This is a genomic window from Pseudomonas sp. IPO3778 (assembly GCF_013386825.1).
Lineage (GTDB): Bacteria > Pseudomonadota > Gammaproteobacteria > Pseudomonadales > Pseudomonadaceae > Aquipseudomonas.
This window is the reverse complement of sequence record NZ_JACARC010000013.1, coordinates 49,141-76,071: the sequence shown is the minus strand read 5'-3', so window position 1 is coordinate 76,071 and position 26,931 is coordinate 49,141. Positions and strand designations below refer to the sequence as shown.

At 59.0% G+C, this 26,931-nt stretch carries 27 protein-coding genes; 5 read left to right on the top strand and 22 right to left on the bottom strand.

Annotated elements, in window-relative coordinates:
* Positions 1–37: 37 nt before the first annotated feature.
* The 15 genes from ybgF to HX855_RS04680 form a co-directional block, all read right to left on the bottom strand.
* Positions 38–877 carry a tol-pal system protein YbgF gene (ybgF, locus tag HX855_RS04750; RefSeq protein ID WP_177089337.1) on the bottom strand — a complete coding sequence of 280 codons (840 nt, stop codon included), beginning with the start codon at positions 875–877 and terminating at the stop codon, positions 38–40.
* Between the two features lie 6 nt (positions 878–883).
* Positions 884–1,384: a peptidoglycan-associated lipoprotein Pal gene (gene pal / locus HX855_RS04745; RefSeq protein ID WP_003209827.1), complete on the bottom strand. Its 501-nt coding sequence runs from the start codon at positions 1,382–1,384 to the stop codon at positions 884–886.
* A gap of 55 nt (positions 1,385–1,439) precedes the next feature.
* Complete coding sequence (gene tolB / locus HX855_RS04740) at positions 1,440–2,720, bottom strand: Tol-Pal system beta propeller repeat protein TolB (RefSeq protein WP_032868196.1); 1,281 nt, start codon at positions 2,718–2,720, stop codon at positions 1,440–1,442.
* Between the two features lie 17 nt (positions 2,721–2,737).
* Positions 2,738–3,811: a cell envelope integrity protein TolA gene (gene tolA / locus HX855_RS04735; RefSeq protein WP_177089338.1), complete on the bottom strand. Its 1,074-nt coding sequence runs from the start codon at positions 3,809–3,811 to the stop codon at positions 2,738–2,740.
* Positions 3,811–4,263, bottom strand: coding sequence for a protein TolR (gene tolR, locus HX855_RS04730; protein ID WP_161635741.1), 453 nt, complete (start codon positions 4,261–4,263; stop codon positions 3,811–3,813). Before tolR ends, tolA begins: the two co-directional genes overlap by 1 nt.
* A gap of 23 nt (positions 4,264–4,286) precedes the next feature.
* Entirely contained in the window at positions 4,287–4,982 is a 696-nt protein-coding gene (gene tolQ, locus HX855_RS04725; protein WP_177089339.1) for a protein TolQ, read from the bottom strand.
* Position 4,983: 1 nt separating this feature from the next.
* Positions 4,984–5,439, bottom strand: coding sequence for a tol-pal system-associated acyl-CoA thioesterase (gene ybgC / locus HX855_RS04720; RefSeq protein ID WP_010169950.1), 456 nt, complete (start codon positions 5,437–5,439; stop codon positions 4,984–4,986).
* Between the two features lie 138 nt (positions 5,440–5,577).
* Positions 5,578–6,636 carry a Holliday junction branch migration DNA helicase RuvB gene (gene ruvB, locus HX855_RS04715; protein WP_177089340.1) on the bottom strand — a complete coding sequence of 353 codons (1,059 nt, stop codon included), beginning with the start codon at positions 6,634–6,636 and terminating at the stop codon, positions 5,578–5,580.
* The gene (gene ruvA, locus HX855_RS04710; RefSeq protein ID WP_010169952.1) at positions 6,637–7,248 is read right to left on the bottom strand and encodes a Holliday junction branch migration protein RuvA; all 612 of its coding nucleotides are present in this window, start codon (positions 7,246–7,248) and stop codon (positions 6,637–6,639) included.
* A 115-nt stretch (positions 7,249–7,363) separates the two neighbouring features.
* Positions 7,364–7,888, bottom strand: a complete 525-nt coding sequence (gene ruvC / locus HX855_RS04705) for a crossover junction endodeoxyribonuclease RuvC (protein WP_177089341.1) — start codon at positions 7,886–7,888, stop codon at positions 7,364–7,366.
* A gap of 180 nt (positions 7,889–8,068) precedes the next feature.
* Entirely contained in the window at positions 8,069–8,815 is a 747-nt protein-coding gene (locus tag HX855_RS04700; protein WP_010169954.1) for a YebC/PmpR family DNA-binding transcriptional regulator, read from the bottom strand.
* Positions 8,816–8,964: 149 nt separating this feature from the next.
* Positions 8,965–10,740, bottom strand: coding sequence for an aspartate--tRNA ligase (gene aspS / locus HX855_RS04695; protein WP_076017427.1), 1,776 nt, complete (start codon positions 10,738–10,740; stop codon positions 8,965–8,967).
* A gap of 108 nt (positions 10,741–10,848) precedes the next feature.
* Positions 10,849–11,070, bottom strand: coding sequence for an FmdB family zinc ribbon protein (locus HX855_RS04690; protein ID WP_003209804.1), 222 nt, complete (start codon positions 11,068–11,070; stop codon positions 10,849–10,851).
* Positions 11,071–11,281: 211 nt separating this feature from the next.
* Complete coding sequence (locus HX855_RS04685; RefSeq protein ID WP_177089342.1) at positions 11,282–11,635, bottom strand: ribbon-helix-helix domain-containing protein; 354 nt, start codon at positions 11,633–11,635, stop codon at positions 11,282–11,284.
* Positions 11,636–11,849: 214 nt separating this feature from the next.
* Positions 11,850–12,323, bottom strand: a complete 474-nt coding sequence (locus HX855_RS04680) for a Dps family protein (RefSeq protein ID WP_003209800.1) — start codon at positions 12,321–12,323, stop codon at positions 11,850–11,852.
* 428 nt (positions 12,324–12,751) lie between these two features.
* On the opposite strand from HX855_RS04680, the gene HX855_RS33635 reads away from it, so the two are divergent.
* A complete protein-coding gene (locus HX855_RS33635; RefSeq protein WP_003209798.1) occupies positions 12,752–13,354 on the top strand; it encodes a cold-shock protein in 603 nt (200 codons plus the stop codon).
* An 82-nt stretch (positions 13,355–13,436) separates the two neighbouring features.
* Here HX855_RS33635 and HX855_RS04670 read toward each other — a convergent pair whose 3' ends face one another.
* Positions 13,437–13,643, bottom strand: coding sequence for a SlyX family protein (locus HX855_RS04670; RefSeq protein ID WP_017847119.1), 207 nt, complete (start codon positions 13,641–13,643; stop codon positions 13,437–13,439).
* A 3-nt stretch (positions 13,644–13,646) separates the two neighbouring features.
* Complete coding sequence (locus HX855_RS04665; RefSeq protein ID WP_177089343.1) at positions 13,647–14,072, bottom strand: HIT domain-containing protein; 426 nt, start codon at positions 14,070–14,072, stop codon at positions 13,647–13,649.
* An 883-nt stretch (positions 14,073–14,955) separates the two neighbouring features.
* On the opposite strand from HX855_RS04665, the gene HX855_RS04660 reads away from it, so the two are divergent.
* Positions 14,956–16,227 carry an OprD family porin gene (locus HX855_RS04660; protein ID WP_177089344.1) on the top strand — a complete coding sequence of 424 codons (1,272 nt, stop codon included), beginning with the start codon at positions 14,956–14,958 and terminating at the stop codon, positions 16,225–16,227.
* 190 nt (positions 16,228–16,417) lie between these two features.
* Here the strand turns inward: HX855_RS04660 and HX855_RS04655 are convergent, their stop codons facing one another.
* Together HX855_RS04655 and HX855_RS04650 are read right to left on the bottom strand one after the other, a co-directional pair.
* On the bottom strand, positions 16,418–17,260 hold the full coding sequence (locus HX855_RS04655; protein WP_177089345.1) for a mechanosensitive ion channel family protein: 843 nt from the start codon (positions 17,258–17,260) through the stop codon (positions 16,418–16,420).
* A 134-nt stretch (positions 17,261–17,394) separates the two neighbouring features.
* The gene (locus HX855_RS04650) at positions 17,395–17,880 is read right to left on the bottom strand and encodes a YajQ family cyclic di-GMP-binding protein (protein WP_177089346.1); all 486 of its coding nucleotides are present in this window, start codon (positions 17,878–17,880) and stop codon (positions 17,395–17,397) included.
* Positions 17,881–18,005: 125 nt separating this feature from the next.
* On the opposite strand from HX855_RS04650, the gene HX855_RS04645 reads away from it, so the two are divergent.
* Genes HX855_RS04645 through HX855_RS04635 form a run of 3 tightly spaced genes read left to right on the top strand, consistent with a single transcriptional unit; the run spans position 18,006 to position 21,587 of the window.
* The gene (locus tag HX855_RS04645; RefSeq protein ID WP_177089347.1) at positions 18,006–18,923 is read left to right on the top strand and encodes a putative 2-dehydropantoate 2-reductase; all 918 of its coding nucleotides are present in this window, start codon (positions 18,006–18,008) and stop codon (positions 18,921–18,923) included.
* Between the two features lie 46 nt (positions 18,924–18,969).
* Positions 18,970–21,006: an ATP-binding protein gene (locus tag HX855_RS04640; protein ID WP_177089348.1), complete on the top strand. Its 2,037-nt coding sequence runs from the start codon at positions 18,970–18,972 to the stop codon at positions 21,004–21,006.
* A gap of 2 nt (positions 21,007–21,008) precedes the next feature.
* The gene (locus HX855_RS04635) at positions 21,009–21,587 is read left to right on the top strand and encodes a cob(I)yrinic acid a,c-diamide adenosyltransferase (protein ID WP_177046012.1); all 579 of its coding nucleotides are present in this window, start codon (positions 21,009–21,011) and stop codon (positions 21,585–21,587) included.
* A gap of 153 nt (positions 21,588–21,740) precedes the next feature.
* Here the strand turns inward: HX855_RS04635 and HX855_RS04630 are convergent, their stop codons facing one another.
* The 3 genes from HX855_RS04630 to secA all read right to left on the bottom strand — a co-directional run bounded on the left by HX855_RS04630 (position 21,741) and on the right by secA (position 26,912).
* The gene (locus HX855_RS04630) at positions 21,741–22,685 is read right to left on the bottom strand and encodes a Nudix family hydrolase (RefSeq protein ID WP_177089349.1); all 945 of its coding nucleotides are present in this window, start codon (positions 22,683–22,685) and stop codon (positions 21,741–21,743) included.
* 152 nt (positions 22,686–22,837) lie between these two features.
* A complete protein-coding gene (gene argJ / locus HX855_RS04625) occupies positions 22,838–24,055 on the bottom strand; it encodes a bifunctional glutamate N-acetyltransferase/amino-acid acetyltransferase ArgJ (protein ID WP_177089350.1) in 1,218 nt (405 codons plus the stop codon).
* Between the two features lie 121 nt (positions 24,056–24,176).
* Complete coding sequence (gene secA, locus HX855_RS04620; RefSeq protein WP_177089351.1) at positions 24,177–26,912, bottom strand: preprotein translocase subunit SecA; 2,736 nt, start codon at positions 26,910–26,912, stop codon at positions 24,177–24,179.
* Positions 26,913–26,931 lie beyond the last annotated feature (19 nt).

Below are 26,931 nucleotides of genomic sequence, written 5' to 3'. Positions count from 1 at the left end.
CGCAGGGCGCGGGTTTCTTCTAAACGGGTTGCAACGCTCACATGCGTTGCAGATCCCGTTGAGCCAACTGAGCGGCAGATGTACCCGGGTATTGGGCCACCACCTGCTGCAGAATGCCTTTGACCTTGTCGGTATGACCCAGGCGGCGTTCTACGTCAGCGAGTTTGTACAGCGAATCCGGCACCTTGGCGTGCTTGGGGTACAGCTGGCTGACCTTGGCAAACGCCTGACCTGCACCTTGCAGATCGCCCTTGGCCAGGTTCACCTCACCCAACCAGTACTGAGCGTTGCCCGCGTACTGGCTGTTCGGGTATTTGCGCAGGAATGCGGTAAAAGCCTGGCTGGCTTTATCGAAGTCCTTGGCTTTGATCAGGTCGAAGGCTGCGTCGTAATACAGCTTTTCCTTCGCCGGATCACCCGGTTCACTGCTGGCAGCAGGGGCTTGGCTGGCAGCCGCCGCCCCTGCTGCTGCACCACCGGCGGCGGCGGCACTGGGTGCGCCACCGGCAGAAGAATTATCAGGAGTGGCGGCAGGTGTAACGCCGGCTCCAATACGTCGATCAAGATCCTGGTATCGCTCCAGGCCTTCTTGCTTCAGCTGGTTCACTTGATTCTGCAGAACTTCAATCGTGCCTTGTTGCTGCGACAATTGATCCTGCATGCGTTGCAGCTGGTTGAACAGCTCGCCCTGTGCCGAAGGCGCGGCCGTAGCCGCGCCCCCGGCATAGGCGCCGTTCGTGCCATAACCCGCTGGCGGATAACTGCTCCCGCTATTGTTATAGCCAGAGTTGCTATCTTCCACAGGAACCGCAGCCCACACCGCGAGCGGTGCCAGGCTGAGAGCCAATACAGTTAGAGCACGACGGCACGTTCGCATGACGAATTACTTACGCAGTTCGACGCGACGGTTTTGAGCCCAGGACTGCTCGTCGTGGCCAGTAGCAACTGGACGCTCTTTACCGTAGGAAACCAGTTCCAGTTGGCCCGGAGCAACACCTTGCAGTACCAGGTAGCGCTGAACGGCTTTCGCACGACGCTCGCCCAGTGCCATGTTGTACTCACGAGTACCACGTTCGTCGGTGTTACCTTCCAGAACAACGCGAGCGCCGTTAGCTTTCAGGTCCTTCGCGTGAACGTCCAGAGCGCGCATGGCTTCTGGCTTCAGGTCCGAACTGTCGTATTCGAAGTAGAAAGTGGTGATAGCGCGCAGAGCAGCTTCTTCGCTCAGGGAGCCGTCAACTGCACCAGTGTTAGCGCCGTAACCAGCGTTTGGATCAACAGCTGCGCCTTCACCGGCATTGTCGCCGCCTTTAGACGAGCAACCAACGGCTACGGACAGAGCCAGAGCCAGAGCAGCAAACTTACCAAACTTCAGCATTTCCATCGTGAAACTCCTAATGAACCCCAGTGTGTTAAGTACTTCTATTTGTAGCGCCGCGTCAGTTCAGGTAAGGGGACCAGGACGGTTCTCTGACTTCGCCTTGTGCGGTAGGAAGCGGGAGCCTTACGCGTCCATTAATGGACACGAGCATCAAGACTCCCCGGCCCTGCTGGCGGGTGGCGTAGATTACCATGGTGCCGTTGGGCGCAACAGTGGCTGACTCATCAAGGTTGGTATCTGTGAGGATTTTTACGGTTCCACGCTGCAAATCCTGGGCCGCAACCCGGAAATTAGTGAAACCATCCTGACGGTGAATCATCACCAACGTCTTTTCATCGGCCGAAAGCTTCGGTGCAGCGTTGTAGTTACCAATAAAGGTCACTCGTTCTGCGCCGCCGCCGTTGACGCTGGTTTTGTAGACTTGCGGCTTGCCGCCACGGTCGGAGGTGAAGTAGATGGTGGAACCATCCTTACCCCAGAACGGTTCGGTGTTGATGCCCGGGCCGCTGGTGACACGGCTCAGCTGGCGCGAGGCCATGTTCATGACGTAGATGTCCGGGTTGCCATCTTTGGACAGTACGAATGCCAGGCGGGAACCATCCGGCGACCAGGCTGGCGCGCCATTCAGGCCTTCAAAGTTGGTGATCTGCTCACGGCGACCGGTATCGATGTGCTGAACGAAGATCCGTGGACGCTTCTGCTCAAAGGATACATAGGCGATACGCTTGCCATCGGGTGCAAAGCGAGGCGACAGGATCGGCTCACGGGATTGCAGCAGCGTCACTGCGCGAGCGCCGTCATAGTCGGAACGCTGCAAAGTGTAACGAGTGTTGTCTACCGAAAAACGCTCGGCCGTTACATAGAGCAGACGGGTGGAGAACGCACCCTTGATCCCGGTCAGTTTTTCAAACGACTGGTCGGAGATGTAGTGCGCCATGTCCCGCAACTGATCCGTGGTGCCCGACACACTGCCGGTCAGCACTTGCTGCTCGGTCGCGACGTTGAACAGGGTGTACTGGATCTGCAGGCGACCGCCGGCCGGCGTGATGCTGCCCACCATCAGGTACTGCGCGTTCAGCGCTTTCCAGTCACGGAAGATGACTTCGCTGGCCTGGGTCGGCTGGCTGATCATGTTGCCTTTGTCGATCGGTGCGTAGTAACCGGAGTTGCGCAGGTCATCGCTGATGATCTGCGACATGTCGTCCGGCAGCACGCTGCCGCCCTGCCAGCCAAACGGTACAACGGCGATCGGGGTGGCCCGATCGCTACCGCTGGTGACCAGGATGTTCTTTTCATCCGCCGCCGCTATCCCTGCCATGCAGCAAATAACGACAAGCATTCCTCGAAGAAGGTTTCTCACAAGGCTAGATCCTCAGGTGTGAATGTCATCTTGAATGAACGGTAGGGAGCGAAGTCGCTTGGTTTCATTCCCTGCATCTCGGTCAACCGGCCAATGTTCTTGACCGCTGCAACCGCCGAACTGTCGAACGAACCATCGCCACTGGACTTGGACACGCCGACCGAAGTCACCGTACCGTCCGGCAACATGCCGATCTGCAGCACTACTGTCATGCCTTTGCGTGCCGAAGGAGGACGGGCCCATCCTTCTGCTGCTCGTGAGCGAATCAGGTCATCGAAACTGCCCGCGACTTCATCACCACGTTCATCGGCCAAGGCTTGCTGGCGCTGCGGCGTGTCGGAAAGCAAATCGGCCAAGGCCTGGGCCTTTTTGTCTTCGGTCGATTTACGGGCTGCTTCCTGTGCCTTTTTCTTGGAGGCATCGGCGGCAGCTTTCTTCTTCGCATCGTCGGCGATTTTCTTCTTCGCCTCGTCAGCTTCAGCTTTCTTCTTGGCGTCGTCCGCGGCTTTCTTCTTCGCGTCTTCGACAATCTTTTTCTTCGCGTCTTCAGCGGCCTTTTTCTTGGCCTCTTCTTCAGCAGCTTTCTTGGCTTCTTCTTCAGATTTCTTCTTGGCTATATCAGCCAATTGTTTCTCTTCGACCTTTTTGGCTTCGGCAGCTTTATCGGCTTTCTTGGCTTCATCAGCCTTTTGCGCCTCTTCAGCTTTCTTCGCCTCGTCAGCCTTTTTCGATTCCTCGGCCTTTTGAGCCGCCTCTTCTTTCTTTTGTTCCGCAGCAGCCTTCACCGCTTCCTGCTCGACCTTCTTCTGTTCCATCTGTTCGACTTCAGTCTGGCGCGCAGCCGACTTCTGGGCCTCACCCGCAATCTTCTGATTGGTCTGGGTGGTGGCCTGGCTTTTCGATTTCAGCTGATACAGGGTCGCCTGCACGATCGGCTTGGCTGGCGGCAGGTCCGGGGTCATGGCAAAGCTGACGAACAGCATGCCAAACACCAGGACGTGCAGGGCAATCGCCCAGACGCTAGGCCAGAAGAAGCTTTCCGAGGCGGACGGCTCTCGCTGTTGGTGCATCAGGGCGCCTCGGTAATCAAGCCAACATTACCGACGCCGGCCTTCTGCAGCCCCCCCATGGCGCCCATGACGGAGCCGTAGTCGACGACCTTGTCGCCGCGGATGAACACCTGGGTGTGCTTGCCACCTTCGTTGCCGGCGCGAATGATCTTGGTCACAGCATCAGTCATCTGCGGCAAAGTCATGGCCTTGTCCTGCTGTTTCTGAGTGTCGACTTCGCTGCCAAGGTTCCAGTAATAGGTCTTGTCAGCCTTGATCGAAATGGTCAGGACCTGGGTGTTGTTGTCCTGCGGCAAGGCTTCGCTGGAAACCTTGGGCAGATCAACCTTCACGCCCTGATTGAGCATCGGCGCGGTCACCATGAAGATAACCAGCAGCACCAGCATCACGTCGATGTAAGGCACTACGTTCATCTCGGCGACCGGCTTGCGCTTTTTGCGAGCTCGAGCGATTAAAGCCATTGGGAATTACCTGCTTATTCTTCGCTGGTGTGCACTTTACGGTGCAGGATCGCCTGGAATTCATCGGCGAAGGTGTAGTAACGGCTGATCAAGGTTTCGCCACGGGAGGCAAAACGGTTGTAGGCGATTACGGCGGGAATAGCGGCGAACAGGCCGATGGCCGTGGCGACCAGTGCCTCGGCAATACCCGGGGCCACGGTGGCCAGGGTCGCTTGCTGGGCCTGGGCCAGACCGCGGAAGGAGTTCATGATCCCCCACACGGTACCGAACAGGCCGATGTACGGGCTCACGGAACCGACGGTAGCGAGGAACGGCAGGCTTTGCTCAAGCTTCTCTTCTTCGCGGGAAATCGCAACGCGCATGGCACGGGCCACACCTTCCATGACCGCTTCCGGGTCAACGCCTGGCTGCTGGCGCAGGCGGGAGAATTCCTTGAAGCCGGCACGGAAGATTTGTTCTACGCCCGAATCCGGGTCCGGGTTGCTGCCGGCCTGGCGGTACAGTTTGGACAGGTCGATACCCGACCAGAAGCGCTCCTCGAAGCTCTCCAGGGCACGTCGACCGGCACGCAGCAGGTTGCTGCGCTGAAAAATCATGACCCAAGAGGTAACCGATGCGGCTACCAGGACCAGCATCACCAGTTGAACCACGACACTGGCATTGCTGACCAGGCTCCACATGGAGGAATGGTCGACGACGGTAGGTTCCACGCTAAATCTCCTGCTCTGAATGTTTACCCGCGCCGCTCACGCCGGCAAAGGCCGCGCGTAGAGTTTCGGGAATGGCCCGGGGTTTCAAACTATTGGTGCGAACACAGGCCACCAGGAACTGCCCCTCACAGAGCAGCGTTGCATCCGTAGCCCGCCTGACCTGCTGTTTAAAGCGCAGGCTGGCACGGTTCAATTCGGTTATTTCTGCGCTGACCAGCAGTTCGTCGTCCAGTCGCGCCGGCGCGTAGTAACGCGCCTCGCTGGAATGCACGACAAACAACAGGTCCTCCCCTGCCAGCTGGGATTGGGCAAAGCCCAGCTCCCGTAGCCGCTCGGTTCGAGCCCGCTCCATGAACTTTAGGTAATTGACGTAATAAACGATGCCGCCAGCATCGGTGTCCTCGTAATAAACGCGACAGCGATGTGCGAACGACTGATCCCCGTTTTGCGCGCGCATACTCTAGTGCTTACTCCTCAGGTTGCCAATCCGGCCAGGCAACTGTTTTTCATTCTGTGGCACATTTCTAACGAAAGAATGACGACGCCAGCCACTAGGACAGCACAAACGCCGAATAAATCGAATCGCCAAGGTCTTTTAATCGTCTACTGCATCGAGGAATTCGTCTACTACGGGCATATCGCCCAATCGTGACGGAATGTTTAACCCAAAGTGCAGATACGCATGCCGGGTGACCACACGCCCCCTCGGCGTACGCATGATGTAACCCTGCTGGATCAGGTACGGCTCCAGTACATCCTCAATCGTGTGCCGCTCTTCGCTGATCGCTGCAGCGAGGCTGTCCACCCCTACCGGACCGCCGTCGAACTTCTCGATCATGGTCAACAGCAGGCGCCGGTCCTGGTGGTCAAAGCCATGCTCGTCCACGTCCAGCAGGTTCAGCGCCAGGTCAGCGACCGGCTTGGTGATATGGCCCTTGGCTCGCACTTCGGCGAAGTCACGCACACGGCGCAGCAAACGGTTGGCGATCCGTGGCGTTCCGCGAGCGCGGCGGGCGATTTCAAAGGCGCCTTCCGGGTCCAGGGGCAAACCGAGGATGCTCGCCGAGCGGCTGACGATGGTGGCCAGATCCGCCGTGCTATAGAACTCTAGACGTTGAACAATCCCGAAACGGTCTCGCAACGGGTTGGTCAGCATGCCCGCACGGGTGGTGGCACCCACCAGGGTAAACGGTGGCAGGTCGAGCTTGATCGAGCGGGCCGCGGGGCCTTCGCCGATCATGATGTCCAGCTGGAAGTCTTCCATGGCCGGGTACAGCACTTCCTCGACGATGGGCGACAGCCGGTGGATCTCGTCGATAAACAGTACGTCGTGGGGTTCCAGGTTGGTCAGCAGCGCTGCCAGGTCGCCCGGGCGCTCAAGTACCGGCCCGGAGGTGGACTTGATCGACACGCCCATTTCCTGGGCAATGATGTTGGCCAGGGTGGTCTTGCCCAGGCCCGGCGGGCCGAAAATCAATGTGTGGTCCAGTGACTCGCTGCGCCCGCGCGCCGCCTGGATGAACAGCTCCATCTGCTCCCGCACGGTGGGCTGGCCGATGTATTCGGCAAGACTCAGGGGGCGAATCGCCCGGTCCTGGACTTCTTCACGATCACGAGGGCCGGTGGCCGCGATCAGACGATCAGCTTCAATCACTTAAATCATTCCCTTCAGGGCGCGGCGGATCATGTCTTCGCTGCTCAGGTTCTTGTCCTTGATGGCCGACACGGCCTTGCTCGCCTCTTGCGGCTTGTAGCCCAGGGAGATCAGCGCGCTGACGGCGTCGCTTTCAGCGCTGGCCACCGGCACACCCGGTGCGTCCGGCTGGTTAGGCACCAGGGCGAACATGCTCGGCACCACTTCCCAGGCCTTGAAGCGGTCCTTGAGTTCCACCAGCAAGCGCTCGGCGGTTTTCTTGCCCACTCCCGGCACCTTGGTCAGCGCCGAGGTGTCCTGGGCGGATACACAGCGCACCAGCTCGTCGACTTCCAGGCTCGACATCAGCGCCAGCGCCAGCTTCGGCCCCACCCCATTGAGGCGGATCAGCTCACGAAAGAAATCCCGGTCACGCTTGCCAATGAAACCATAGAGCAACTGCGCGTCCTCACGCACCACCAGATGCGTGTGCAGGGTCAGCGGTTCACCGACCGACGGTAGGCGGTAGAGCGTCGTCATGGGCACTTCCAGCTCATAGCCCAGGCCGTTTACATCAAGAATCAGGTGCGGCGGCTGTTTCTCAGCCAAGGTGCCGCGCAAGCGTCCAATCACGTTCGAATCCTTAAGAATCGGCTCAGATCAAGGCCTGACCGGTAATTACGCGGGCATGGCGGCCGCCAACACAGGCCGTTCATGCACCCCACGCAGAATGATTGCGCTGATGCTATCAGAGACGCAGCCGACCGCCACGACTGCGTGCCGTACCCAGGCCATGGGGCAGCAGGCTGGAACGGGTATGGGCGTGGCAAATGGCAATGGCCAGGGCGTCCGAGGCATCGATTTGCGGTTTTGCGGTGAGCTTGAGCATATGCATGACCATCATCATCACCTGCTCCTTATTGGCCGCACCGGTACCGACCACGGCCTGCTTGACCTGGGTCGCGGTGTACTCGGCAATCTCCATGCCCTCCTCGGCACCGGCAACAATCGCCGCGCCGCGGGCCTGGCCGAGCTTCAAGGCCGAGTCGGCGTTTTTCGCCATGAACACTTTTTCAATGCCCATGGTGACCGGGCCGTAGGTCTGGATCACTTCACGCACGCCGCGGTAAACGATCTGCAAGCGCTCGGCCAACTCGCCGGCGCCGGTACGGATACAGCCCGACGCCACGTATACGCAGCCTCGCGGGGTCTGTTGGACCACGCCAAAGCCGGTGATTCGCGAACCGGGGTCGATACCTAGGATTAGAGTCATAACGCCTGCGAGATGGGTTTAAAGCGGATGCGCGAGGCACATGGTTTGTGTAACAGCATAGAACCCTGTGGGAGCTGGCTTGCCTGCGATGCAGGCACCTCGGAGCATCAGTCACACCGAGCTGATGCCATCGCAGCCTCGCCGGGGCTCGACAGCTCCCACATTGGATCTTCAGTGCCCTTAAGTGAGCTGTTCGGCGACCGATTCCGGGATATCGGCATTGGAGTAGACGTTCTGCACGTCATCCAGGTCTTCCAGCATATCGAGCATCTTGAGCACCTTCTGCGCCCCGTCCAGGTCCAGTTCGGCACTGGTGGTCGGCAGCATCACGATTTCCGCATCGGTACCTTTGAAACCCGCGGCTTCCAGGGCGTTACGCACGGAATAGAAGCCCGCAAACGAGGTGAACACGTCGATGGAACCGTCTTCATTGGTCACCACGTCGTCGGCATCCGCCTCCATCGCCGCTTCAATCAGTGCGTCCTCGTCAACCCCCGGCGCGAAGGAGATCTGCCCCTTGCGCTCAAACAGGTAGGCCACCGAACCGTCAGTGCCCAGGTTGCCGCCACATTTGCTGAACGCATGGCGCACCGCCGCCGCGGTACGGTTGCGGTTGTCGGTCATGCACTCGACCATCACCGCCACGCCACCCGGGCCGTAGCCTTCGTAGCTCAATTCGACCATGTCATCGGTGTCGGCCGCACCGGCACCGCGGGCTACGGCGCGGTCGATGATGTCGCGGCTCATGTTGGCACCGAGGGCCTTGTCCAGGGCCAGGCGCAGACGCGGGTTGGAACCCGGGTCACCGCCGCCCTGGCGCGCGGCTACGGTCAGCTCGCGAATCCACTTGGTGAAGATCTTGCCTTTCTTGGCATCCTGACGCTCTTTGCGGTGCTTGATGTTCGCCCACTTGGAATGGCCAGCCATAACACAACTCCGAAATTCTGTAGAAACCTGTCAATCCCGCCCCAGGCAGGACTTCCCTCTTTAACGTACAGCCCTTGTAACGCAAAGGCGCATCCGAAGATGCGCCCTAGCTGACATGTAAAACCTTATCGCGCGTTCACGCTGGGGCCTTACTCTGCCTTTGGTGCCTCGCGCAGACGGATATGCAGCTCGCGCAGTGCCTTGGCATCCACCACACCCGGTGCTTGCGTCATAACGTCGGCAGCACTTTGGGTTTTCGGGAAGGCAATCACTTCACGGATCGACTGGGCACCTGTCATCAGCATCACCAGACGGTCGAGGCCGAAGGCCAGGCCGCCATGGGGAGGTGCGCCGTATTTCAGGGCATCGAGCAGGAAGCCGAACTTCTCTTGCTGCTCATCTTCGTTGATACCCAGCAGACGGAAGACCGATTGCTGCATTTCCTTGCGGTGGATACGGATCGAACCGCCACCCAGCTCAGTGCCGTTCAGGACCATGTCGTAGGCACGGGACAGAGCGCCAGCCGGGTTGGCTTCCAGCTCCTGGGGCGTGCACTTCGGCGCGGTGAACGGGTGGTGCAGGGCACTGAAGCTGCCGTCGTCGTTCTCTTCGAACATTGGGAAGTCGACCACCCACATCGGCGCCCACTTGCAGGTCAGCAGGTTCAGGTCGTTACCGACTTTAATCCGCAGTGCACCCAGTGCTTCGCTGACGATCTTCGACTTGTCGGCGCCGAAGAACACGATGTCGCCGTCAACCGCGCCAACACGATCCAGGATCACGTTGAGGTTGGCTTCAGGGATGTTCTTGACGATTGGCGACTGCAGGCCTTCAACGCCCTTGGCGCGCTCGTTGACCTTGATGTACGCCAGGCCCTTGGCACCGTAGATGCCGACGAACTTGGTGTAGTCGTCGATCTGCTTGCGCGGCATGCTCGCAGCGCCAGGCACGCGCAGGGCAGCAATACGGCATTTCGGGTCGTTGGCCGGGCCGCTGAACACCTTGAAGTCGACGTCTTTCAACTGGTCTTCAACGTCAACCAGCTCCAGCGGGTTACGCAGGTCCGGCTTGTCGGAACCGTAACGGCGCATGGCTTCTTCGAAGGTCATGTGCGGGAATTCGCCGAATTCCAGGTCCAGCACTTCCTTGAACAGGTTGCGGATCATTTGTTCGGTGATGCCCATGATCTCTTTTTCATCGAGGAAGCTGGTCTCGATGTCGATCTGGGTGAATTCCGGCTGGCGGTCAGCCCGCAGATCTTCGTCACGGAAGCATTTGGCGATCTGGTAGTAGCGGTCGAAGCCGGCAACCATCAGCAGTTGCTTGAACAGCTGTGGCGATTGCGGCAACGCGAAGAAGGAACCGGCATGGGTACGGCTCGGCACCAGGTAGTCGCGGGCGCCTTCCGGGGTAGCACGGGTCAGGATCGGCGTTTCAACGTCAAGGAAGCCGTTCTCGTCCAGGAAGCGGCGGATGCTGGTGGTCATGCGCGAACGCAGACGCAGCTTCTCGGCCATTTCCGGGCGACGCAGGTCGAGGAAGCGATAACGCAGGCGGGTTTCTTCGCCGACGTCCGAGAACTCGTTCAGCGGGAACGGCGGGGTTTCCGACTCGTTCAGCACTTCCAGCTCGTAACCCAGCACTTCGATCATGCCCGACGCCATGTTGGCGTTGGTGGCACCGGCCGGACGCAGGCGAACCTTGCCGGTGATCTTCACGACGTACTCGCTGCGCACGCGATCGGCGGCGGCGAAGCTCTCGGCGCGGTCCGGATCGAACACCACCTGGGCCAGACCATCACGATCACGGATATCGAGGAAGATCACCCCGCCGTGGTCGCGGCGACGGTGAACCCATCCGCAAAGGGTGATTTCCTGACCTTCCAGGGTCTCGTTCAGTTGGCCGCAATAGTGGCTGCGCATCATGATAGTGGTTTCGCTTCTCGTAATTCGAAATTCGGTGGAGGCCTGCCTCATCACCGTACAGCTTAGTCAGGTGACGGATAATGCAGGAGCCTGCGCGTAGAGTTCAACTCAGTCTGCTTTGTCGCCGCCGGCCAGATTCTTCTTCGAGCCGGTCTTGAAATCGGTCTCGTACCAGCCGTTGCCACTCAGGCGAAAGCCCGGCATGGACAACATCTTTTTCAGCTCCGGCGCCTGGCAGGCTGGGCAATCGACCAGCGGCGCGGCGCTGATCTTTTGAATGGCTTCCAACTGATGACCACAGGAAGCGCATTGATAGTCGTACATGGGCATGGAGATGTCTCGGCGATCAGATCACGACGTACGCCGCGCACTGCCCTGACTCCAACCCTAGGGAAAGTCCCGGCATGCGCAGCAAAGCCCGGGATTATATCTGGTAAATCGAGGCAGTGCAGCCGTAGCGGCGCGCGGCTCCTTATATATAGGTGGCTGCCGCAGGCTCCTGCCAGGCGCCAGACCCGGGAGAACCCCGGGCCCGGCAGGATCACGCCTGCCCCGGCGGGGCAGAGGGTGCGCCAATGCGCCCTTTCAATACATGAACCACGCACACCACCCTGACCAGACCGCTGAAGTTCTTTACACCGCCATAACGCAAGTGCACCTCACGGTCGACATACGACAGCAGCGCACTGACCGAGCAGGTATTAATCCTGGCTATCTCCGCAAGAATATTCCAATAGACCTCTTCAAGCCGCAAACACGTCGAAAAACCATTAAGCCGAACGGATCGGGACAATGGCCTGGCCAAGTTCATATCAAACCCCTTGGCAAAGGGATCTACCTTTATCTTGTGCAACCCGCACGTTTCCATAACTCCATTACCTGCTCCGCGTGACATACACTTGACACTCCATTGCCTGACGACCACTCATCAATCGTTCTTGTTGGCCGCGGGGCCTATAAAACATCAAGAAGACAAGTGCAGCCAGAAGACAGGGAGCCGATCGCCGTAGGACAAGCCAACGCGCGTATCAGGAAGCTCGCAGAGTGAAGGAAACGCCGGGAGGCAAGCGTGCGAGAGGCGTCAGTTCGACGCCCACCCGCAGCCGGTATTACTTGTTTTCGAGCAGGGAACGCAACATCCACGCGGTTTTTTCATGTACTTGCATACGCTGGGTCAGCAAGTCCGCCGTGGGCTCGTCGCTGACTTTATCCAGCAACGGAAAGATGCCTCGAGCCGTACGGGTAACCGCTTCCTGACCTTCAACCAGTTGCTTGATCATGTCTTCGGCGCTCGGCACGCCCTCTTCTTCCTTGATCGAAGAAAGTCGCGCATACACCGAGTAAGCGCCTGGCGCCGGGAAGCCCAGGGCACGAATACGCTCGGCGATCGAATCCACCGCCAGCGCCAGTTCGTTGTACTGCTCTTCAAACATCAAGTGCAGCGTGCGAAACATGGGGCCCGTCACGTTCCAATGGAAGTTGTGGGTCTTCAGGTAAAGTACATAGGTATCGGAAAGCAGTCGCGAAAGTCCATCAACGATTGATTTACGATCTTCTTCACTGATACCAATATCGATTGCCATGTTTTTCCCCTTCAATTGATAAAAAATTCATTGATCAGGTGCAGCACCACTCTAGCAAGAGTGCCGGCCTTGTGCAGCCTGGCGGTCCCGCTTGAGGTGCGGCAAAACGCCCCTTGCAGAGCGAATCTGCACAGCAGACGGCGCTTCAGGCCCCGCAAGAAAAATTACCCAACGCCTGCGAAAAGCCTGCACCTGTCTAGGACAAGCGTTTGACGCAGAAATGCCCCAACCCCCGCAACAGCCTGAAATGCTTGATTTGAGTAGGCACAGGCTTTGCTGTTAAATAGGCAGCGTGTCGCCGCCGTTATTTTTCGCGGCAAGCGGCATAGGCTGATACCCGCGTACGTGTCCAACGCCTCCATTTGTTCAGAAGCGAACCGTGCCAGTCAGCTCTTCCTTGTGATCCGTCTTAACGTGAGTTAATCAAAATGTTGAAAATCGTCCACCTGCTAACGGGCGCTGCAGCGTTGCTGCTGTCCTTTATCCCCAGCCTGCGATCAGAAACCCTGCCTTACCTGCAACAACCTGACGCTCTCTACCTGACCTTCTTTGGTCTTCTTAACCTGACACTGGCTCCAGTCATTCCTTACTGGAACAAAGGCCCGCGTCATCAACTGCAAAACCTGGTCAGCGCCCTGCTGGTTCTGGCTGTTGTCGTGCAAACCCTCACCCTGCTGGCGCCTATGCCTGAAGTCGGTGGTCACCCGGCCGTCCTGCTCAGCCTGGCAATAGCACTGGTAGCCATCGTTCTTCATCTGGCCATCAGTTTTTACCGCTCCTCCCCGGCCGCTGCGTCGCAAAGCTACGACATGACCAACCGGGATACCGGTACGGTCAAGTGGTTCAATACCTCCAAGGGCTTCGGCTTTATTTCCCGGGATTCGGGTGACGATATCTTCGTCCACTTCCGGGCGATTCGCGGCGAAGGCCATCGCGTCCTGGTGGAAGGCCAGCGCGTGGAGTTCTCCGTCATGAACCGTGACAAGGGCCTGCAAGCTGAAGATGTGATCGCCGCGTTGCCGCGTCGCTGATTCCAGCACCCCGAAAAAAGAAACCGCGATGCAGCCTGGCTGCATCGCGGTTTTTTATGCCCGGGGGTTCACCCCTGCCTTATTAATAATGAGGCGGCGGCGCTTCTTCCTCGGAAGACTCGAACTGGCCGCCCATTTCTTCCTGGCGCTTGAGCAGCGCCGTCATCTGCAACTGCAGCCGTTCGACGGCCCGCTGCTGGGTGACCAGAATGTCATTGAGGGTCTCAATGGTGTCGTCCTGGAAGGCCAGGCGGCTTTCCAGGTCGGTCACGCGATCTTGAAGGTCCATGGCTCAAGCCCCCAGGAACGTGAAGTCAGCCGGCAGGATCTCGCGCAGGCGTGCACGAATCACTGCAACCTGTTCATCGCTGTAAGGCTTCGCCGGATGCTTGCCCCAGACAGGCGCAGGCCAGGCGGCATCATCGCGCTTGCGCACGATCACATGCACGTGCAGTTGGCTGACCACATTACCCAAGGCGCCGATGTTCATCTTGTCGGCGCCAAACCCTTCATTAAGCACCTGCGCCAGCGCGGTGCTTTCCTGCCATACCCGCTGCTGGTCAGCGACATCCAGTTGAAACACTTCGCTGATACCGTTCAAACGCGGCACCAGGATGAACCAGGGGTAATTTGAGTCATTGGACAGCAGCAGCCGGCACAGGGGGAAATCCCCGATGGGCAAGGTGTCTTGTTGAAGACGTGGATCTAAGGCGAACACAGCAGTCACTCCCGTTCGGCGGGTCAAGTTTCAGGCGCCCAGCATACCTGCGAATGCCTGGCGCTTCACGGCGAATGCATCAGGCCAAATACGCGCCCAAACAGGACTTCACGAAAAAAAGTGCACCATTTCGAGACAGGCCAATATTTCGGCTACGCTAAATGACCAGCGCACCCTCACCCGGTCAAAGTCGGGACACAAGGTACGCGCCAAGACCTTGAGCCAGAGGGCTTTCAAGGCAAGAAGCGTCACTTGGAGCAAAAATGCAGACGGGGAACAACTGCACCAAAATGACCCATTTGTGCCTCAAAGGGATCCGCCGACTACCCACCGAACGGGGTGAACCGGTAACGTTTTGCGCTGGCGCAGGTTTTATGCACCACCGAACAGGAGTACAGCACGCCCGTCAAGGCCAAACCAAACGGCGTAAAAAGCCCGTGCTTATGCGGTTTTTACAGTGCGTTGACAATTTTCACGAAAAAATCACATTCGGTAACGTGTTTGTGCACGCTTGTTGCATTCACACTCCTATGGTCGACAACAGCACCGGCAGGAAGCAGGTGTTTCGCGACAGAGAACAACAGCGGGTCAATGCGTTTCAGGGATGTGTTAAAACTTTAAAGGGTCAATTTTTCACCCTGATCTCAAGGTTTTAAAACAGTATTGAAGTTGTCAGTTCGGTTACATTCGAACTGTAAATTTGCGACATGGACATAGCAATTTACGACAGGCTCGTAAAGAAGCTGAAAGGATAGATGGGCAAGTATCGCCAATATTGTCAGCGTGATATAAGTTTGCGCCGACACAATAAAGAAAGAGCCGCCCAGACAAAAATATAGGTGGGACGGCAGTACTCTTCCTAAAACCAAAGGAGCAAATCACGATGCGCGTGATGAAGTGGAGCATGATCGCCCTGGCTGTTTCAGCAGGCACCTCGCAGTTCGCAATGGCGTCCTCTCAGGACGATTCCAAGGGCTTTGTGGATGACAGTACTTTCAGCATCAACACTCGCCTCCTGAACTTTAGCCGCGACTACCGTAACAATGACACCGGCAAAAGCCGCGTCGACGAAACCGCACTGGGCTTCAACGGTCTGTACCAGTCGGGCTTCACCCAAGGCCAGATCGGCGTGGGTATCGACGTCATCGGCCTGCTGGGCGTCAAGCTGGACAGCGGTAAAGGTCGCTCCGGCACCGGCATCTTGCCTGTCGGCGCTGACGGTCGTGCACAGGATGACTACTCCAAAGGTGGCGCCGCCATCAAGTTCCGTTTCTCTGACACGGTCTTGAAAATCGGTGACCAGTACACCACCGCTCCTGTCTTCGCTTCCGACGACAGCCGCCTGCTGCCAGAGCTGCCACAAGGTATCTCGATCACCAGCAACGAGATCAAGGGCCTGAAACTGGAAGGTGGTCACTTCACCGCCAGCACTGCGCAAGCAGCAACCTATCACGACAGCCTGGGCCTGAAGGAAACCAACTTCGTTGGTGGCGTCTACGCCTTCACCCCAGAGTTGACCGGTAGCCTGTACTACGCAAAAACCGAAGACTACTGGAAGAAGACCTACGCCAACGTCAACTGGACTCACGCTCTGAGCAAGGAACAGTCGCTGGCCTTTGACTTCAACATCTACAGCACCAAAAGTGATGGTCTGGGCCTGCAACGCGCAGAGAAAGACAACACTACCAAGCTCGATAACCGTGCCTACAGCTTGCAAGGCGCATACACCATCGACGCTCATACCTTCACCCTGGCTTACCAGAAGGTTACCGGTGACGGTGACTACGGTTACGGCGTAGACGGCGGCGGCACGATTTTCCTCGCCAACTCCGTTGCCCGTTCCGACTTCAACGCTGAAGGTGAAAAATCCTGGCAAGCTCGCTACGACCTGAACATGGCCACCTTCGGCATTCCAGGCCTGAGCTTCATGACCCGTTATGTCACCGGTAGCGGTGCTGACAACGGCGTGACCAACAACGCCAAAGAATGGGAACGTGACATCGAAGCCAAGTACGTGATCCAGAGCGGCCCGGCTAAAGACCTGAGCCTGCGCGTACGTCAAGCGACTTACCGCTCCAGCGATGCCATCTACTACGGTTCGCCGTCCCTGGATGAACTGCGTCTGATCGCGCAATACCCGCTGAACATCCTGTAATTGGTCGTTTGATTACAATGATGACTTAGGGCTTAGGCCCTAACTAAAAAGCCGCTCACTTGTTCACAAGTGAGCGGCTTTTTTATTGCAACTTGATCTCAACGCCCGATAACTAGCAAGCTAACTATCTAGTTTACTCCCACGTATCAAACCTGACACATCTGCCCAGTTTGATCCGCAAGTCCCGGCATCACTTAGCAGCACTTTCCTGCATCACGCGAATAACCCGCTGCGGAAACGGAATATCAATCCCCGCCGCTTTCAAACGATCACGTGCCAGTTCATTGAACATGAACATCACATCCCAATAATCCGACGTCTTGGTCCAGACTCGCAGGGACACGGTGATCGAGCTGTCGCCCAGGGTCGAAACCACGGCTGCCGGCGCAGGATCGGCCAGTACCCGTGGATCCTTGGCCAGTTCCAGCAATACCTCACGCGCCTTCTGCAGGTCGGCTTCATAGTCGACACCCACATCAAACACCACCTTGCGGGTCGGCTGACGGTTGGTGTTGGTGATGAGGCCGTTGGACAGGCTGCCGTTGGGGATGATCACCGTCTTGTTGTCGCCGGTGCGCAGCACGGTGTGAAAGATCTGGATGCTGTCGACGGTACCGGAGGTGCCCTGGGCTTCGATCCAGTCACCAATGCGGAACGGACGGAACAACAGAATCAGCACGCCGCCGGCGAAGTTCGCCAGGCTGCCTTGCAGTGCCAGACCGATTGCCAGGGTGGCAGCACCGATCGCCGCAACGAACGACGTGGTTGCCACGCCGATCATCGAGGCCACGTTGACCACCAGCATGACTTTGAGCGCAATGTTCGCCAGGTTGGTAATGAAGTGTTGCAGTGCCAGGTCAGCATTACGCAGTGCCAGCAAACGCCCTACTCGGTGGGTCAAGACGTTGATCAGCCACCAACCGATGGCCAGGGTGATCACCGCCAGCAAAAATCGGCTGCCATATTCCATGATCATCGGTAACCACGACTCCGAGGTCTTGATCAGGTGATCCACTTCAGCGTTCAAATCCATCTACGTTCTCCTGTTTACCGGATGTGCAGCTTTATCAATGCCCACATAACAAATGAGCCCCGAAGGGCTCAATCGTTTCTGCAAGTTCTGGGCGTGGGACGTCAAAAACGCCCACAGGTTCCCGAAGGGCGCACTCAGTCGCGGAAGTTATTGAACTGCAGCGGCATGTCGAAGGTCTTGGCGCGCAAGGCAGCAATGGCCTCTTGCAAATCGTCACGCTTCTTGCCGGTGATGCGCACCTGCTCGCCCTGGATCGCGGCCTGGACCTTGAGTTTGGCGTCCTTGACGTGAGCGACGATTTTCTTCGCCAGCTCTTTGTCGATGCCCTCTTTGAACACGACTTCCTGCTTCATCAGTTTGCCGGAGGCGTAAGCGTCCTTGATTTCAAGGCACTGTGCATCGATCTTGCGCTTGACCAGCGACAGCTTGAGGATCTCAATCATCGCTTCCAGCTGGAAGTCAGCTTCTGCGGTCAGGTTGACGGTCAGGTCTTTTTCCTTGAACTCGAAGCTGCCCTTGCCCTTCAAGTCATAGCGACGATCCAGCTCCTTGACGGCGTTCTCGACGGCGTTGGTGAGTTCGTGCTTGTCCAGTTCGGATACCACGTCGAACGACGGCATGTAATTTCTCCAATAAAAAGGGGCGCGGCTCAGTAGAGATGGAGCACGCCCGGGCTAAAATGCCCGGGCATTATAGCGGTTCTTTCGCCTCGTTCACTGCGGGCAGCCTTACGGAGTAAAAACTGATGTCGACCACCTGGCATGTTCTCGGCGCCGGCAGCCTCGGCACATTGTGGGCCGCCCGCCTGGCCCGCGCGGGGCTGCCGGTGCGCCTGATCCTGCGGGACAACACGCGGCTGGTGAGCTATCAGGCTGCCAAGGGCCTGACCCTGGTCGAGCAAGGCGTGGCCCACACCTACCCGGTCGTCGGCGAAACATCCGACAGCCCAGGGCCGATTCATCGCCTGCTGGTCGCGTGCAAAGCCTACGACGCCCAACAGGCTATCGCACAGCTTGAACATCGCCTGGTGCCGGACGCCGAACTGATCCTTTTGCAAAACGGCCTGGGCAGCCAGGACGCGGTCGCCGCCCAACTGCCCCAAGCCCGATGCATTTTCGCCTCCAGCACCGAAGGCGCCTTTCGCGACAGCGACTGGCGGGTGGTGTTCGCCGGCCATGGCTATACCTGGCTGGGGGATGTGAGCCATCCTACCCCACCGCTGTGGCTGGATGACCTGCAAGCCGCCGGCATTCCCCACGAATGGAGCACCGACATCCTCACCCGCCTGTGGCGCAAACTGGCCCTGAACTGTGCGATAAACCCGCTGACCGTGCTGTACGAATGCCGCAATGGCGAGTTGCAAACCCACCAGTGCGAAGTCGCCACCTTGTGCGCCGAACTCGCCGAACTGCTGGAGTGCTGCGGCCAACCCGCCGCCGCGCTGGATTTACAGAGCGAAGTGGAACGGGTGATCCAGGCCACCGCCGCTAACTACTCGTCGATGTACCAGGACGTGGCCAGTGCCCGACGCACCGAAATCAGCTACTTGCTGGGCTACGCCTGCCAGGCAGCCACACGTCACCAACTGACCTTGCCGCACCTGCAACAACTCCAGGTGCGATTGGAACAGCGACTGTCTGCACGCGGATTGCCCAGCGACTGAGGCACGCGCTACCCTGACTGCTTGTTCCTTTGCAGCGAAAACCTTGATGCCACTGCGCCAGCGTCTCGAAAATCTACCAGTTGGGCAGAAACTGCTGGCGGCCCTGCTGGTTTTGTTGACCACCGTCTTGCTGGTGGCCAACCTGACCTTTATCAGCGCCGCCTACTGGATCTCCCAGGAAAGCATGGCGCCCCAGGCCCTGCAGGCCATCGGTCGACTGGTGTCCAACCCGTCGCTCGCCGCCGAGGCTCTCGACTCACCGCTCAAGGCCCAAACCCTGCTGGATGAACTGACCAGCTACTCGCCATTGCGGGCCGCGGCTTTATATGACGGCGAAGGCATGCGCCTGGCCCAGCTGCAACATGCCAATCGCCTGCACCTGCCAGACAGTTACCAACAGATTGAAACCTGGCGCGCCACCGAGTTTCGCAGCAATCAGGTGATCACCATCCCCCGGGCCGGCCAACCCTCCGGGCATTTGCTGCTGGTGGCCAGCAGCGAACTGCCGGTGGCGTTTTACACCGGGACTTTCACCGCCAGCCTGGGCATCCTGATTTTCAGCGTGCTGCTGTGGCTGGTGATTGCCCGGCAGATCAAGCGCCTGATTACCCGGCCGATCCACGAACTGGAAGAATTGTCGCGCCAGGTCACCCGGGAAGAGAACTACGCCCTGCGCGCCGGGCGCGGCAACCATGACGAAATCGGCAGCCTCGCCGAAGCCTTCAACACCATGCTTTCGCGCATTGAAGCCCGCGAGCAGCAGCTCAAACGCGCACGGGACGACTCCCAGGCCGCCTACGATCAAGCCCAGGGCCTGGCGGAAGAAACCCGCCACACCAACCGCAAGCTGGAACTGGAAGTGCAGGTGCGCAGCAAGATCGAGAAGAAACTCACCGGTTTCCAGAACTACCTCAACAGCATCATCGACTCGATGCCCTCGGCGTTGATCGCCCTCGACGAACAACTCTACGTCACCCAGTGGAACCAGGAAGCCAGCGCGCTTTCCGGCACCCGCCTGGACGAGGCGCTGAACCAGCCGATCTTCCTCGCCTTTCAACCGCTCAAGCCCTTCCTGCCACAGATCAAGGCCACCGTGGAGCAACACACCGTGGAACGGATCGAGCGGGTCACCTGGGTCAAGGATGACGAGCCCAAGCATTACGCCCTGACCTTCTACCCGCTGATGGGCGGCGCCGGGCGCGGTGTGGTAATCCGGATCGACGACATCACCCAGCGCCTGTCGCTGGAAGAGATGATGGTGCAGTCGGAGAAGATGCTGTCGGTTGGCGGCCTCGCTGCTGGCATGGCCCACGAAATCAACAACCCGCTGGGGGCGATCCTGCACAACGTGCAGAACATCCGCCGTCGCCTGTCCAACGAACTGCCGAAAAACCTGGAGCATGCCGAACAGGTGGGCATTGACCTGGACACGGTCAACCGCTACCTGCAAAGCCGCGAAGTGCCGCAATTGCTCGACGGCATCCAGCAAGCCGGTGCCCGGGCGGCGAAAATCGTCACCCACATGCTCAGCTTCAGCCGCCGCAGCAACCGCCAGATGGCGCCCTGTGATTTACCGGCATTGATCGACCAGGCGGTGGAAATTGCCGGCAACGATTTCGATCTCACCGAAGGCTTCGACTTCAAGGGCCAGGCGATCATCCGCCAGTTCGACCCGCAGTTGGGCCCGGTGCCCGGCACCGCCAACGAGCTGGAACAGGTACTGCTCAACCTGCTGAAAAACGCCGCCCAGGCCATTCACCAGCGGGAAGATGACCGCGAGCCCGGGCGTATCACCCTGCGCACCCGGCTCAACCCGCCGTGGGCGGAAATCCAGGTGGAGGATAATGGTGTTGGCATGAGCGAAAGCGTGCGCAAGCGTACGTTCGAACCGTTCTTCACCACCAAGGAAATCGGCCAAGGCACCGGGCTGGGGTTGTCGGTTTCGTATTTCATCATCACCAACAATCACAAGGGGCAGATGGAAGTCCATTCCACCCTGGGCCAGGGCACCTGCTTCACCTTGCGCCTGCCCTTGGCCGGCAGCCAACTGCCCCCCAACGAACTCACTCAACTGGAGCGCTAACCATGGGCTTTCGCCTGTCGAAAATTTACACCCGTACCGGCGACAAGGGCGAAACCGGCCTGGGCGATGGCCGCCGCGTGCCCAAGGACCATCCACGGGTAGAGGCCATTGGCGAAGTTGACGCGCTGAACAGTCAGTTGGGGTTGCTGCTGGCGGGGCTGGAGGAACAAAGCGGTCAGCATCCGGCGCTGAAGGATGTGATCGAAGTACTGACGCCTTGTCAGCATCGGCTGTTTGACCTGGGCGGCGAGTTGGCGATGCCGGTGTATAAGGCGCTGAATGCGGCGGAAGTCGACCGTTTGGAAGCGGCGATCGATCGCTGGAACGAAGAGGTCGGGCCGCTGGAGAACTTCATTTTGCCCGGTGGTTCGGCGTTGATTGCCCAGGCTCATGTGTGCCGTAGCCTGGCCCGCAGTGCCGAGCGGCGCTGCCAGCACCTGAATGCGGTGGAACCGCTGGAGGGCGTGGGGTTGGCGTATATCAACCGGCTGTCGGACTTGCTGTTTGTGGCCGCCAGGGTGATTGCCAGGCGCCAGGGCGTTGCCGAGATTTTGTGGCAGGCGGCCGCGAAGCCGCACTGATGCTGACTGACTGATTCAGACTTGTGGCGAGGGAGCTTGCTCCCGCTGGGCTGCGCAGCAGGCCCAAAATTTTGGGAGCGCTTCGCACTGGAGCGCCAGCCCGGTCCAGCGGGAGCAAGCTCCCTCGCCACAACAAGCGCCCCGGCCTGGTCCTCAAACCTCAGGCCAGAACGCCCGAATCCCTGCCACGCCTTGAGCCCCGGCTTCCCAGGCCTTTTCCAGCTCGGCGGGCCCAACCCCACCGAGCAGGAACACCGGCTTGCTGAAGCCACTGATCAACTGCTGTGCCTGCTCCCAACCCAGAGGCTGGGCATCCGGATGAGTCTGGGTCGGCTGCACCGGCGACAACGTGACGAAATCCACGTCCATCAGCTCCGCCAACGCCAGCTCTTCAGCATTGTGGCAAGACGCCGCCAGCCAGCGATCCTTGGGCAAAGGCCGCCCCTTGCTGGCGTACTTGCGCAGTTGGGCCGAGGTCATATGCCAGCCGGCCGCGGGAAAATCCCCCAGCCATTCAAACGGGCCCTTGAGCATCAACTGCGCCTTGCCCGCACACAGGCCCACCGCATCCACCGCCAAGTCACGGTACTTGGGGTCGTAACCGTTGGGGGCACGCAACTGAACCAGCTTGATGCCGCCCGCGATGGCTTTTTGAATGCCCCGCAGCAGGACCGGGGTTTCCAGCTCGCCGGGCGTGATCAGGTATTCAGCCGGCAAACGCGCCGCCGAAACAATCGGCGCATTGGCTGCCGGAAACTCATAGTTCGGCAGGTCACGCGGGGTCACCCATTCAAGGGGCTGCCCTTCGGCACCGTGGGGTTCGCCGGTAAAGGCCGAGACTTCCCAGACATCCAGCAACACCTGTTTGTCCGGGTAATCATGCTGCACCTTGATCAAGGGGCGAGCTGTGGTGACCTGGATACCCAACTCTTCCTGCAATTCACGGGACAGCGCGGTAGCGACCGACTCATCGGCCTCCACCTTGCCACCGGGAAACTCCCAGAGGCCGCCCTGATGCTGGGTATCAGCGCGGCGCGCCAGCAGAATCCTGCCGTCGACACCCCGGATGACCGCTGCTGCTACATGAACTCGTTTCACCGCATTGTTCCTCTAAACGTAAATCCACCTGTAGGAGCGAGCTTGCTCGCGAAGGTCGCTAACGATAACGCGAGCTTCCTGACGCTCCGGGGCGCCCTTTGGTTTTTCGCGAGCAAGCTGGCTCCTACAGTGATACCCGCCATACCTGCGTATCAGGTGCGGTATTCCGCGTTGATCTTCACGTACTCGTGGGACAGGTCAGTGGTCCAGATGGTTTCGCTGCATTCACCGCGACCCAATTCGATACGGATGGTGATTTCTTCCTGCTGCATCACCGCAGAACCCTGGGCTTCGGTGTAGGTCTCGGCACGGGCGCCACGGCTGGCGATGCACACCTCGCCGAGGAACACGTCGATCTTGCTTACGTCCAGGTTCGGCACGCCAGCACGGCCAACAGCGGCCAGGATACGGCCCCAGTTCGGGTCGGAGGCAAACAGCGCCGTCTTGATCAGGGGCGAGTGAGCCACGGTGTAGCCCACGTCCAGGCATTCCTGATGGTTGCCGCCGCCGTTGACTTCAACGGTCACAAACTTGGTGGCGCCTTCGCCATCACGCACGATGGCCTGGGCCACGTCCATGCACACTTCAAACACGGCCTGCTTCAGCGCCGCGAAATACGCGCCGTTGGACGAGGTGATTTCCGGCAGATCGGCCTGGCCGGTGGCGATCAACATGCAGCAATCGTTGGTCGACGTATCACCGTCGATGGTGATGCGGTTGAACGACTTGTTGGCGCCGTCGAGCATCAGGTTTTGCAGCACGTCACGGGAGACTTTGGCGTCGGTGGCGATGTAGCCGAGCATGGTCGCCATGTTCGGGCGAATCATGCCGGCGCCTTTGCTGATGCCGGTCACGGTGATGGTCACACCTTCGTGCACAAACTGACGGCTTGCGCCTTTGGGCAGGGTGTCGGTGGTCATGATGCCGATGGCCGCAGCCGCCCAGTTATCCACCGACAGGTCATCCAGTGCGGCTTGCAGCGCGCCTTCGATTTTTTCTACCGGCAGCGGCTCACCGATCACGCCCGTGGAGTACGGCAGCACTTGGTTGGCATCAACACCCGTCAGCTGCGCCAGCTTGGCGCAGGTACGGGCAGCGGCGGCCAGGCCAGGCTCGCCGGTACCGGCGTTGGCGTTGCCGGTATTGGTCAGCAAGTAACGCACCGGGCCTTCAACCCGCTGCTTGGCCAAAATCACCGGAGCTGCGCAAAACGCGTTCAGGGTGAACACACCCGCGACCGTCGAGCCTTCGGCACAGCGCATCACTACCACATCCTTGCGCCCCGGGCGTTTGATGCCGGCCGAAGCGATACCGAGTTCAAAACCGGCAACCGGGTGCAACGTGGGCAAAGGACCAAGACCAACAGCCATGAATGCGCTCCTAAAAATAGTGGATATGTACCCCGTCGCTATCGACGGTGATGAAATGGCAAAACGCCGCGACGGCTGATGCCGGTCGCGGCGCGGGGTGTTGCAGCGTCAGGCGAAAATCTTAGTTGATTTCGCCGTGGCAGTGTTTGAACTTCTTGCCCGAACCGCACCAGCACAGCTCGTTGCGACCCAGCTTCTGCTCATTGCGCACCGGGGATTGGGCCAAGGCCACATCGACCTCTTCGCCCAACACTTCCGGCGCCTCAAGACCAGGCGCTTCGTCGTGCTGGAACTGCATGCGGGCGGCCAGTGACTCGGCTTCCTGACGCAGGCGAGCTTCCTCCTCGATCGGGTCTTCGCGACGCACCTGAACGTGGGACAGCACACGAATCGAATCGCGCTTGATCGAATCCAGCAGCTCGGAGAACAGCGTGAACGACTCGCGCTTGTACTCCTGCTTCGGGTTCTTCTGGGCGTAGCCGCGCAAGTGGATGCCATGACGCAAGTGGTCCATGGTCGACAGGTGGTCTTTCCACAGGTCGTCCAGCACGCGCAGTACGATTTGCTTCTCGAACGTGCGCAGTGCTTCGGCACTCGCCTGCTCTTCTTTTTCGTTGTACGCGGCCAGGAGCTCGGTCATGAGCTTCTCGCGCAGGGTTTCTTCGTACAGGTGGTCGTCTTCGTCGAGCCATTGCTGGACCGGCAAATCGACACCGAAGTCGCTCTTCAACGCGGCTTCCAGACCGGCAACATCCCACTGCTCAGGCAGGGATTGTGGCGGAATGTGTGCGCTGACAGTGGCGTTGAGCACGTCCTGGCGGAAATCGGCAATGGTCTCGCCGATATTGGTAGCGGCCAACAAACTGTTACGCATGTGATAAATCACTTTACGCTGTTCGTTGTTGACGTCATCGAACTCGAGCAGTTGCTTACGAATGTCGAAGTTGCGGCCTTCTACCTTGCGCTGGGCCTTCTCGATGGCGTTGGTCACCATGCGGTGTTCAATCGCTTCACCGGACTGCATGCCCAGGGCTTTCATGAAGTTCTTCACCCGGTCCGAGGCGAAGATACGCATCAGGCTGTCTTCCAGGGACAGGTAGAAACGGCTGGAACCGGCGTCACCCTGGCGACCGGCACGACCACGCAGTTGGTTGTCGATACGGCGCGATTCGTGACGCTCGGAAGCGATCACCTGCAAGCCGCCGGACTCCAGCACTTGCTGGTGACGCTTCTGCCAGTCGGCCTTGATCTGCGCGATCTGCTCAGGCGTTGGGTCTTCCAGGGACGCGACTTCCACTTCCCAGTTGCCGCCCAACAGGATGTCGGTACCACGACCGGCCATGTTGGTGGCGATGGTCAGCGCGCCTGGGCGACCGGCCTGGGCGATGATCTCGGCTTCTTTTTCGTGGAACTTGGCGTTGAGGACCTTGTGCTCGATACCTTCCTTGTTCAGCAAGCTGGACATGTGTTCGGAAGTTTCGATGGTGGCAGTACCCACCAGCACCGGACGGCCCTGGGTCATGCATTCCTTGATGTCGGCGACGATGGCAGCGTATTTCTCGTCGGCGGTCAGGAACACCAGGTCGTTGAAGTCCTTACGTGCCAGTGGCTTGTTCGGCGGGATAACCATCACCGACAGACCGTAGATCTGGTGGAACTCGAACGCTTCGGTGTCGGCTGTACCGGTCATGCCGGACAGTTTGTTGTACAGACGGAAGTAGTTCTGGAAGGTAGTCGAGGCCAGTGTCTGGCTTTCGGCCTGGATGTTCAGGACTTCCTTGGCTTCGATCGCCTGGTGCAGGCCTTCGGACAAACGGCGACCCGGCATGGTACGGCCGGTGTGTTCGTCGACCAGTACGACCTGGCCGTCCTGCACGATGTATTCGACGTTGCGATGGAACAGCTTGTGAGCGCGCAGGCCGGCATACACGTGGGTCAACAGGCCCAGGTTGTGCGCCGAGTACAGGCTCTCGCCTTCAGCCAGCAGGCCGATCTGGGTGAGCATGTCTTCGACGAACTGGTGACCGGCTTCGTTGAGTTCGACCTGACGGGTCTTCTCATCAATGGAGAAGTGACCTTCTTTGGTCACGACGCCTTCCACTTCCTCGATGTGTTGCTCGAGGCGCGGGATCAGCTTGTTGATCTCGGTGTACAGGCGCGAGCTGTCCTCGGCCTGACCGGAAATGATCAGCGGGGTACGGGCTTCGTCGATCAGGATCGAGTCGACTTCGTCGATTACGGCAAAATTGAGTTCGCGTTGGAATTTTTCTTCCATGCTGAACGCCATGTTGTCGCGCAGGTAGTCGAAACCGAATTCGTTGTTGGTACCGTAGGTGATGTCGGCAGCGTAGGCGAGGCGCTTCTCTTCCGGCGGCTGGAACGGCGTGACAACGCCGACGGTCAGGCCGAGGAATTCATACAGCGGACGCATCCAGTTGGCGTCCCGGCGGGCCAGGTAGTCGTTCACCGTCACAACGTGCACGCCCTTGCCGGACAATGCGTTGAGGTAAACGCCCAAGGTGGCTACCAGGGTCTTGCCTTCACCGGTACGCATTTCGGCAATCATGCCTTCATGCAAGGTCATGCCGCCGATCAACTGAACGTCGAAGTGGCGCATGCCCATGACACGCTTACCGGCTTCACGGGCGACCGCAAAGGCTTCGGGAAGCAGCTTGTCGAGGGTTTCACCTTTGGCTATGCGGGCCTTGAACTCTTCGGTCTTGGCGCGCAATTGCTCGTCCGAAAGGGCAACCATCTGCTCTTCGAAGGCATTGACCAGCTGCACCGTCTTGAGCATGCGTTTGACTTCGCGCTCATTCTTGCTTCCAAAAAGTTTCTTTAACAAAGGCGCAAACATATCGGCAGGTTCTTCCACA

What these genes read in the sequence shown, in the direction of transcription:
- ybgF (WP_177089337.1), bottom strand. Translation starts at nt 877, where the DNA reads ATGCGAACGTGCCGTCGTGCTCTAACTGTATTGGCTCTCAGCCTGGCA.
- pal (WP_003209827.1), bottom strand. Translation starts at nt 1,384, where the DNA reads ATGGAAATGCTGAAGTTTGGTAAGTTTGCTGCTCTGGCTCTGGCTCTG.
- tolB (WP_032868196.1), bottom strand. Translation starts at nt 2,720, where the DNA reads ATGCTTGTCGTTATTTGCTGCATGGCAGGGATAGCGGCGGCGGATGAA.
- tolA (WP_177089338.1), bottom strand. Translation starts at nt 3,811, where the DNA reads ATGCACCAACAGCGAGAGCCGTCCGCCTCGGAAAGCTTCTTCTGGCCT.
- ybgC (WP_010169950.1), bottom strand. Translation starts at nt 5,439, where the DNA reads ATGCGCGCGCAAAACGGGGATCAGTCGTTCGCACATCGCTGTCGCGTT.
- ruvC (WP_177089341.1), bottom strand. Translation starts at nt 7,888, where the DNA reads ATGACTCTAATCCTAGGTATCGACCCCGGTTCGCGAATCACCGGCTTT.
- HX855_RS04700 (WP_010169954.1), bottom strand. Translation starts at nt 8,815, where the DNA reads ATGGCTGGCCATTCCAAGTGGGCGAACATCAAGCACCGCAAAGAGCGT.
- aspS (WP_076017427.1), bottom strand. Translation starts at nt 10,740, where the DNA reads ATGATGCGCAGCCACTATTGCGGCCAACTGAACGAGACCCTGGAAGGT.
- HX855_RS04690 (WP_003209804.1), bottom strand. Translation starts at nt 11,070, where the DNA reads ATGCCCATGTACGACTATCAATGCGCTTCCTGTGGTCATCAGTTGGAA.
- HX855_RS04685 (WP_177089342.1), bottom strand. Translation starts at nt 11,635, where the DNA reads ATGTCACGCGGAGCAGGTAATGGAGTTATGGAAACGTGCGGGTTGCAC.
- HX855_RS04680 (WP_003209800.1), bottom strand. Translation starts at nt 12,323, where the DNA reads ATGGCAATCGATATTGGTATCAGTGAAGAAGATCGTAAATCAATCGTT.
- HX855_RS33635 (WP_003209798.1), top strand. Translation starts at nt 12,752, where the DNA reads ATGTTGAAAATCGTCCACCTGCTAACGGGCGCTGCAGCGTTGCTGCTG.
- HX855_RS04670 (WP_017847119.1), bottom strand. Translation starts at nt 13,643, where the DNA reads ATGGACCTTCAAGATCGCGTGACCGACCTGGAAAGCCGCCTGGCCTTC.
- HX855_RS04660 (WP_177089344.1), top strand. Translation starts at nt 14,956, where the DNA reads ATGCGCGTGATGAAGTGGAGCATGATCGCCCTGGCTGTTTCAGCAGGC.
- HX855_RS04655 (WP_177089345.1), bottom strand. Translation starts at nt 17,260, where the DNA reads ATGGATTTGAACGCTGAAGTGGATCACCTGATCAAGACCTCGGAGTCG.
- HX855_RS04650 (WP_177089346.1), bottom strand. Translation starts at nt 17,880, where the DNA reads ATGCCGTCGTTCGACGTGGTATCCGAACTGGACAAGCACGAACTCACC.
- HX855_RS04645 (WP_177089347.1), top strand. Translation starts at nt 18,006, where the DNA reads ATGTCGACCACCTGGCATGTTCTCGGCGCCGGCAGCCTCGGCACATTG.
- HX855_RS04640 (WP_177089348.1), top strand. Translation starts at nt 18,970, where the DNA reads ATGCCACTGCGCCAGCGTCTCGAAAATCTACCAGTTGGGCAGAAACTG.
- HX855_RS04635 (WP_177046012.1), top strand. Translation starts at nt 21,009, where the DNA reads ATGGGCTTTCGCCTGTCGAAAATTTACACCCGTACCGGCGACAAGGGC.
- argJ (WP_177089350.1), bottom strand. Translation starts at nt 24,055, where the DNA reads ATGGCTGTTGGTCTTGGTCCTTTGCCCACGTTGCACCCGGTTGCCGGT.
- secA (WP_177089351.1), bottom strand. Translation starts at nt 26,912, where the DNA reads ATGTTTGCGCCTTTGTTAAAGAAACTTTTTGGAAGCAAGAATGAGCGC.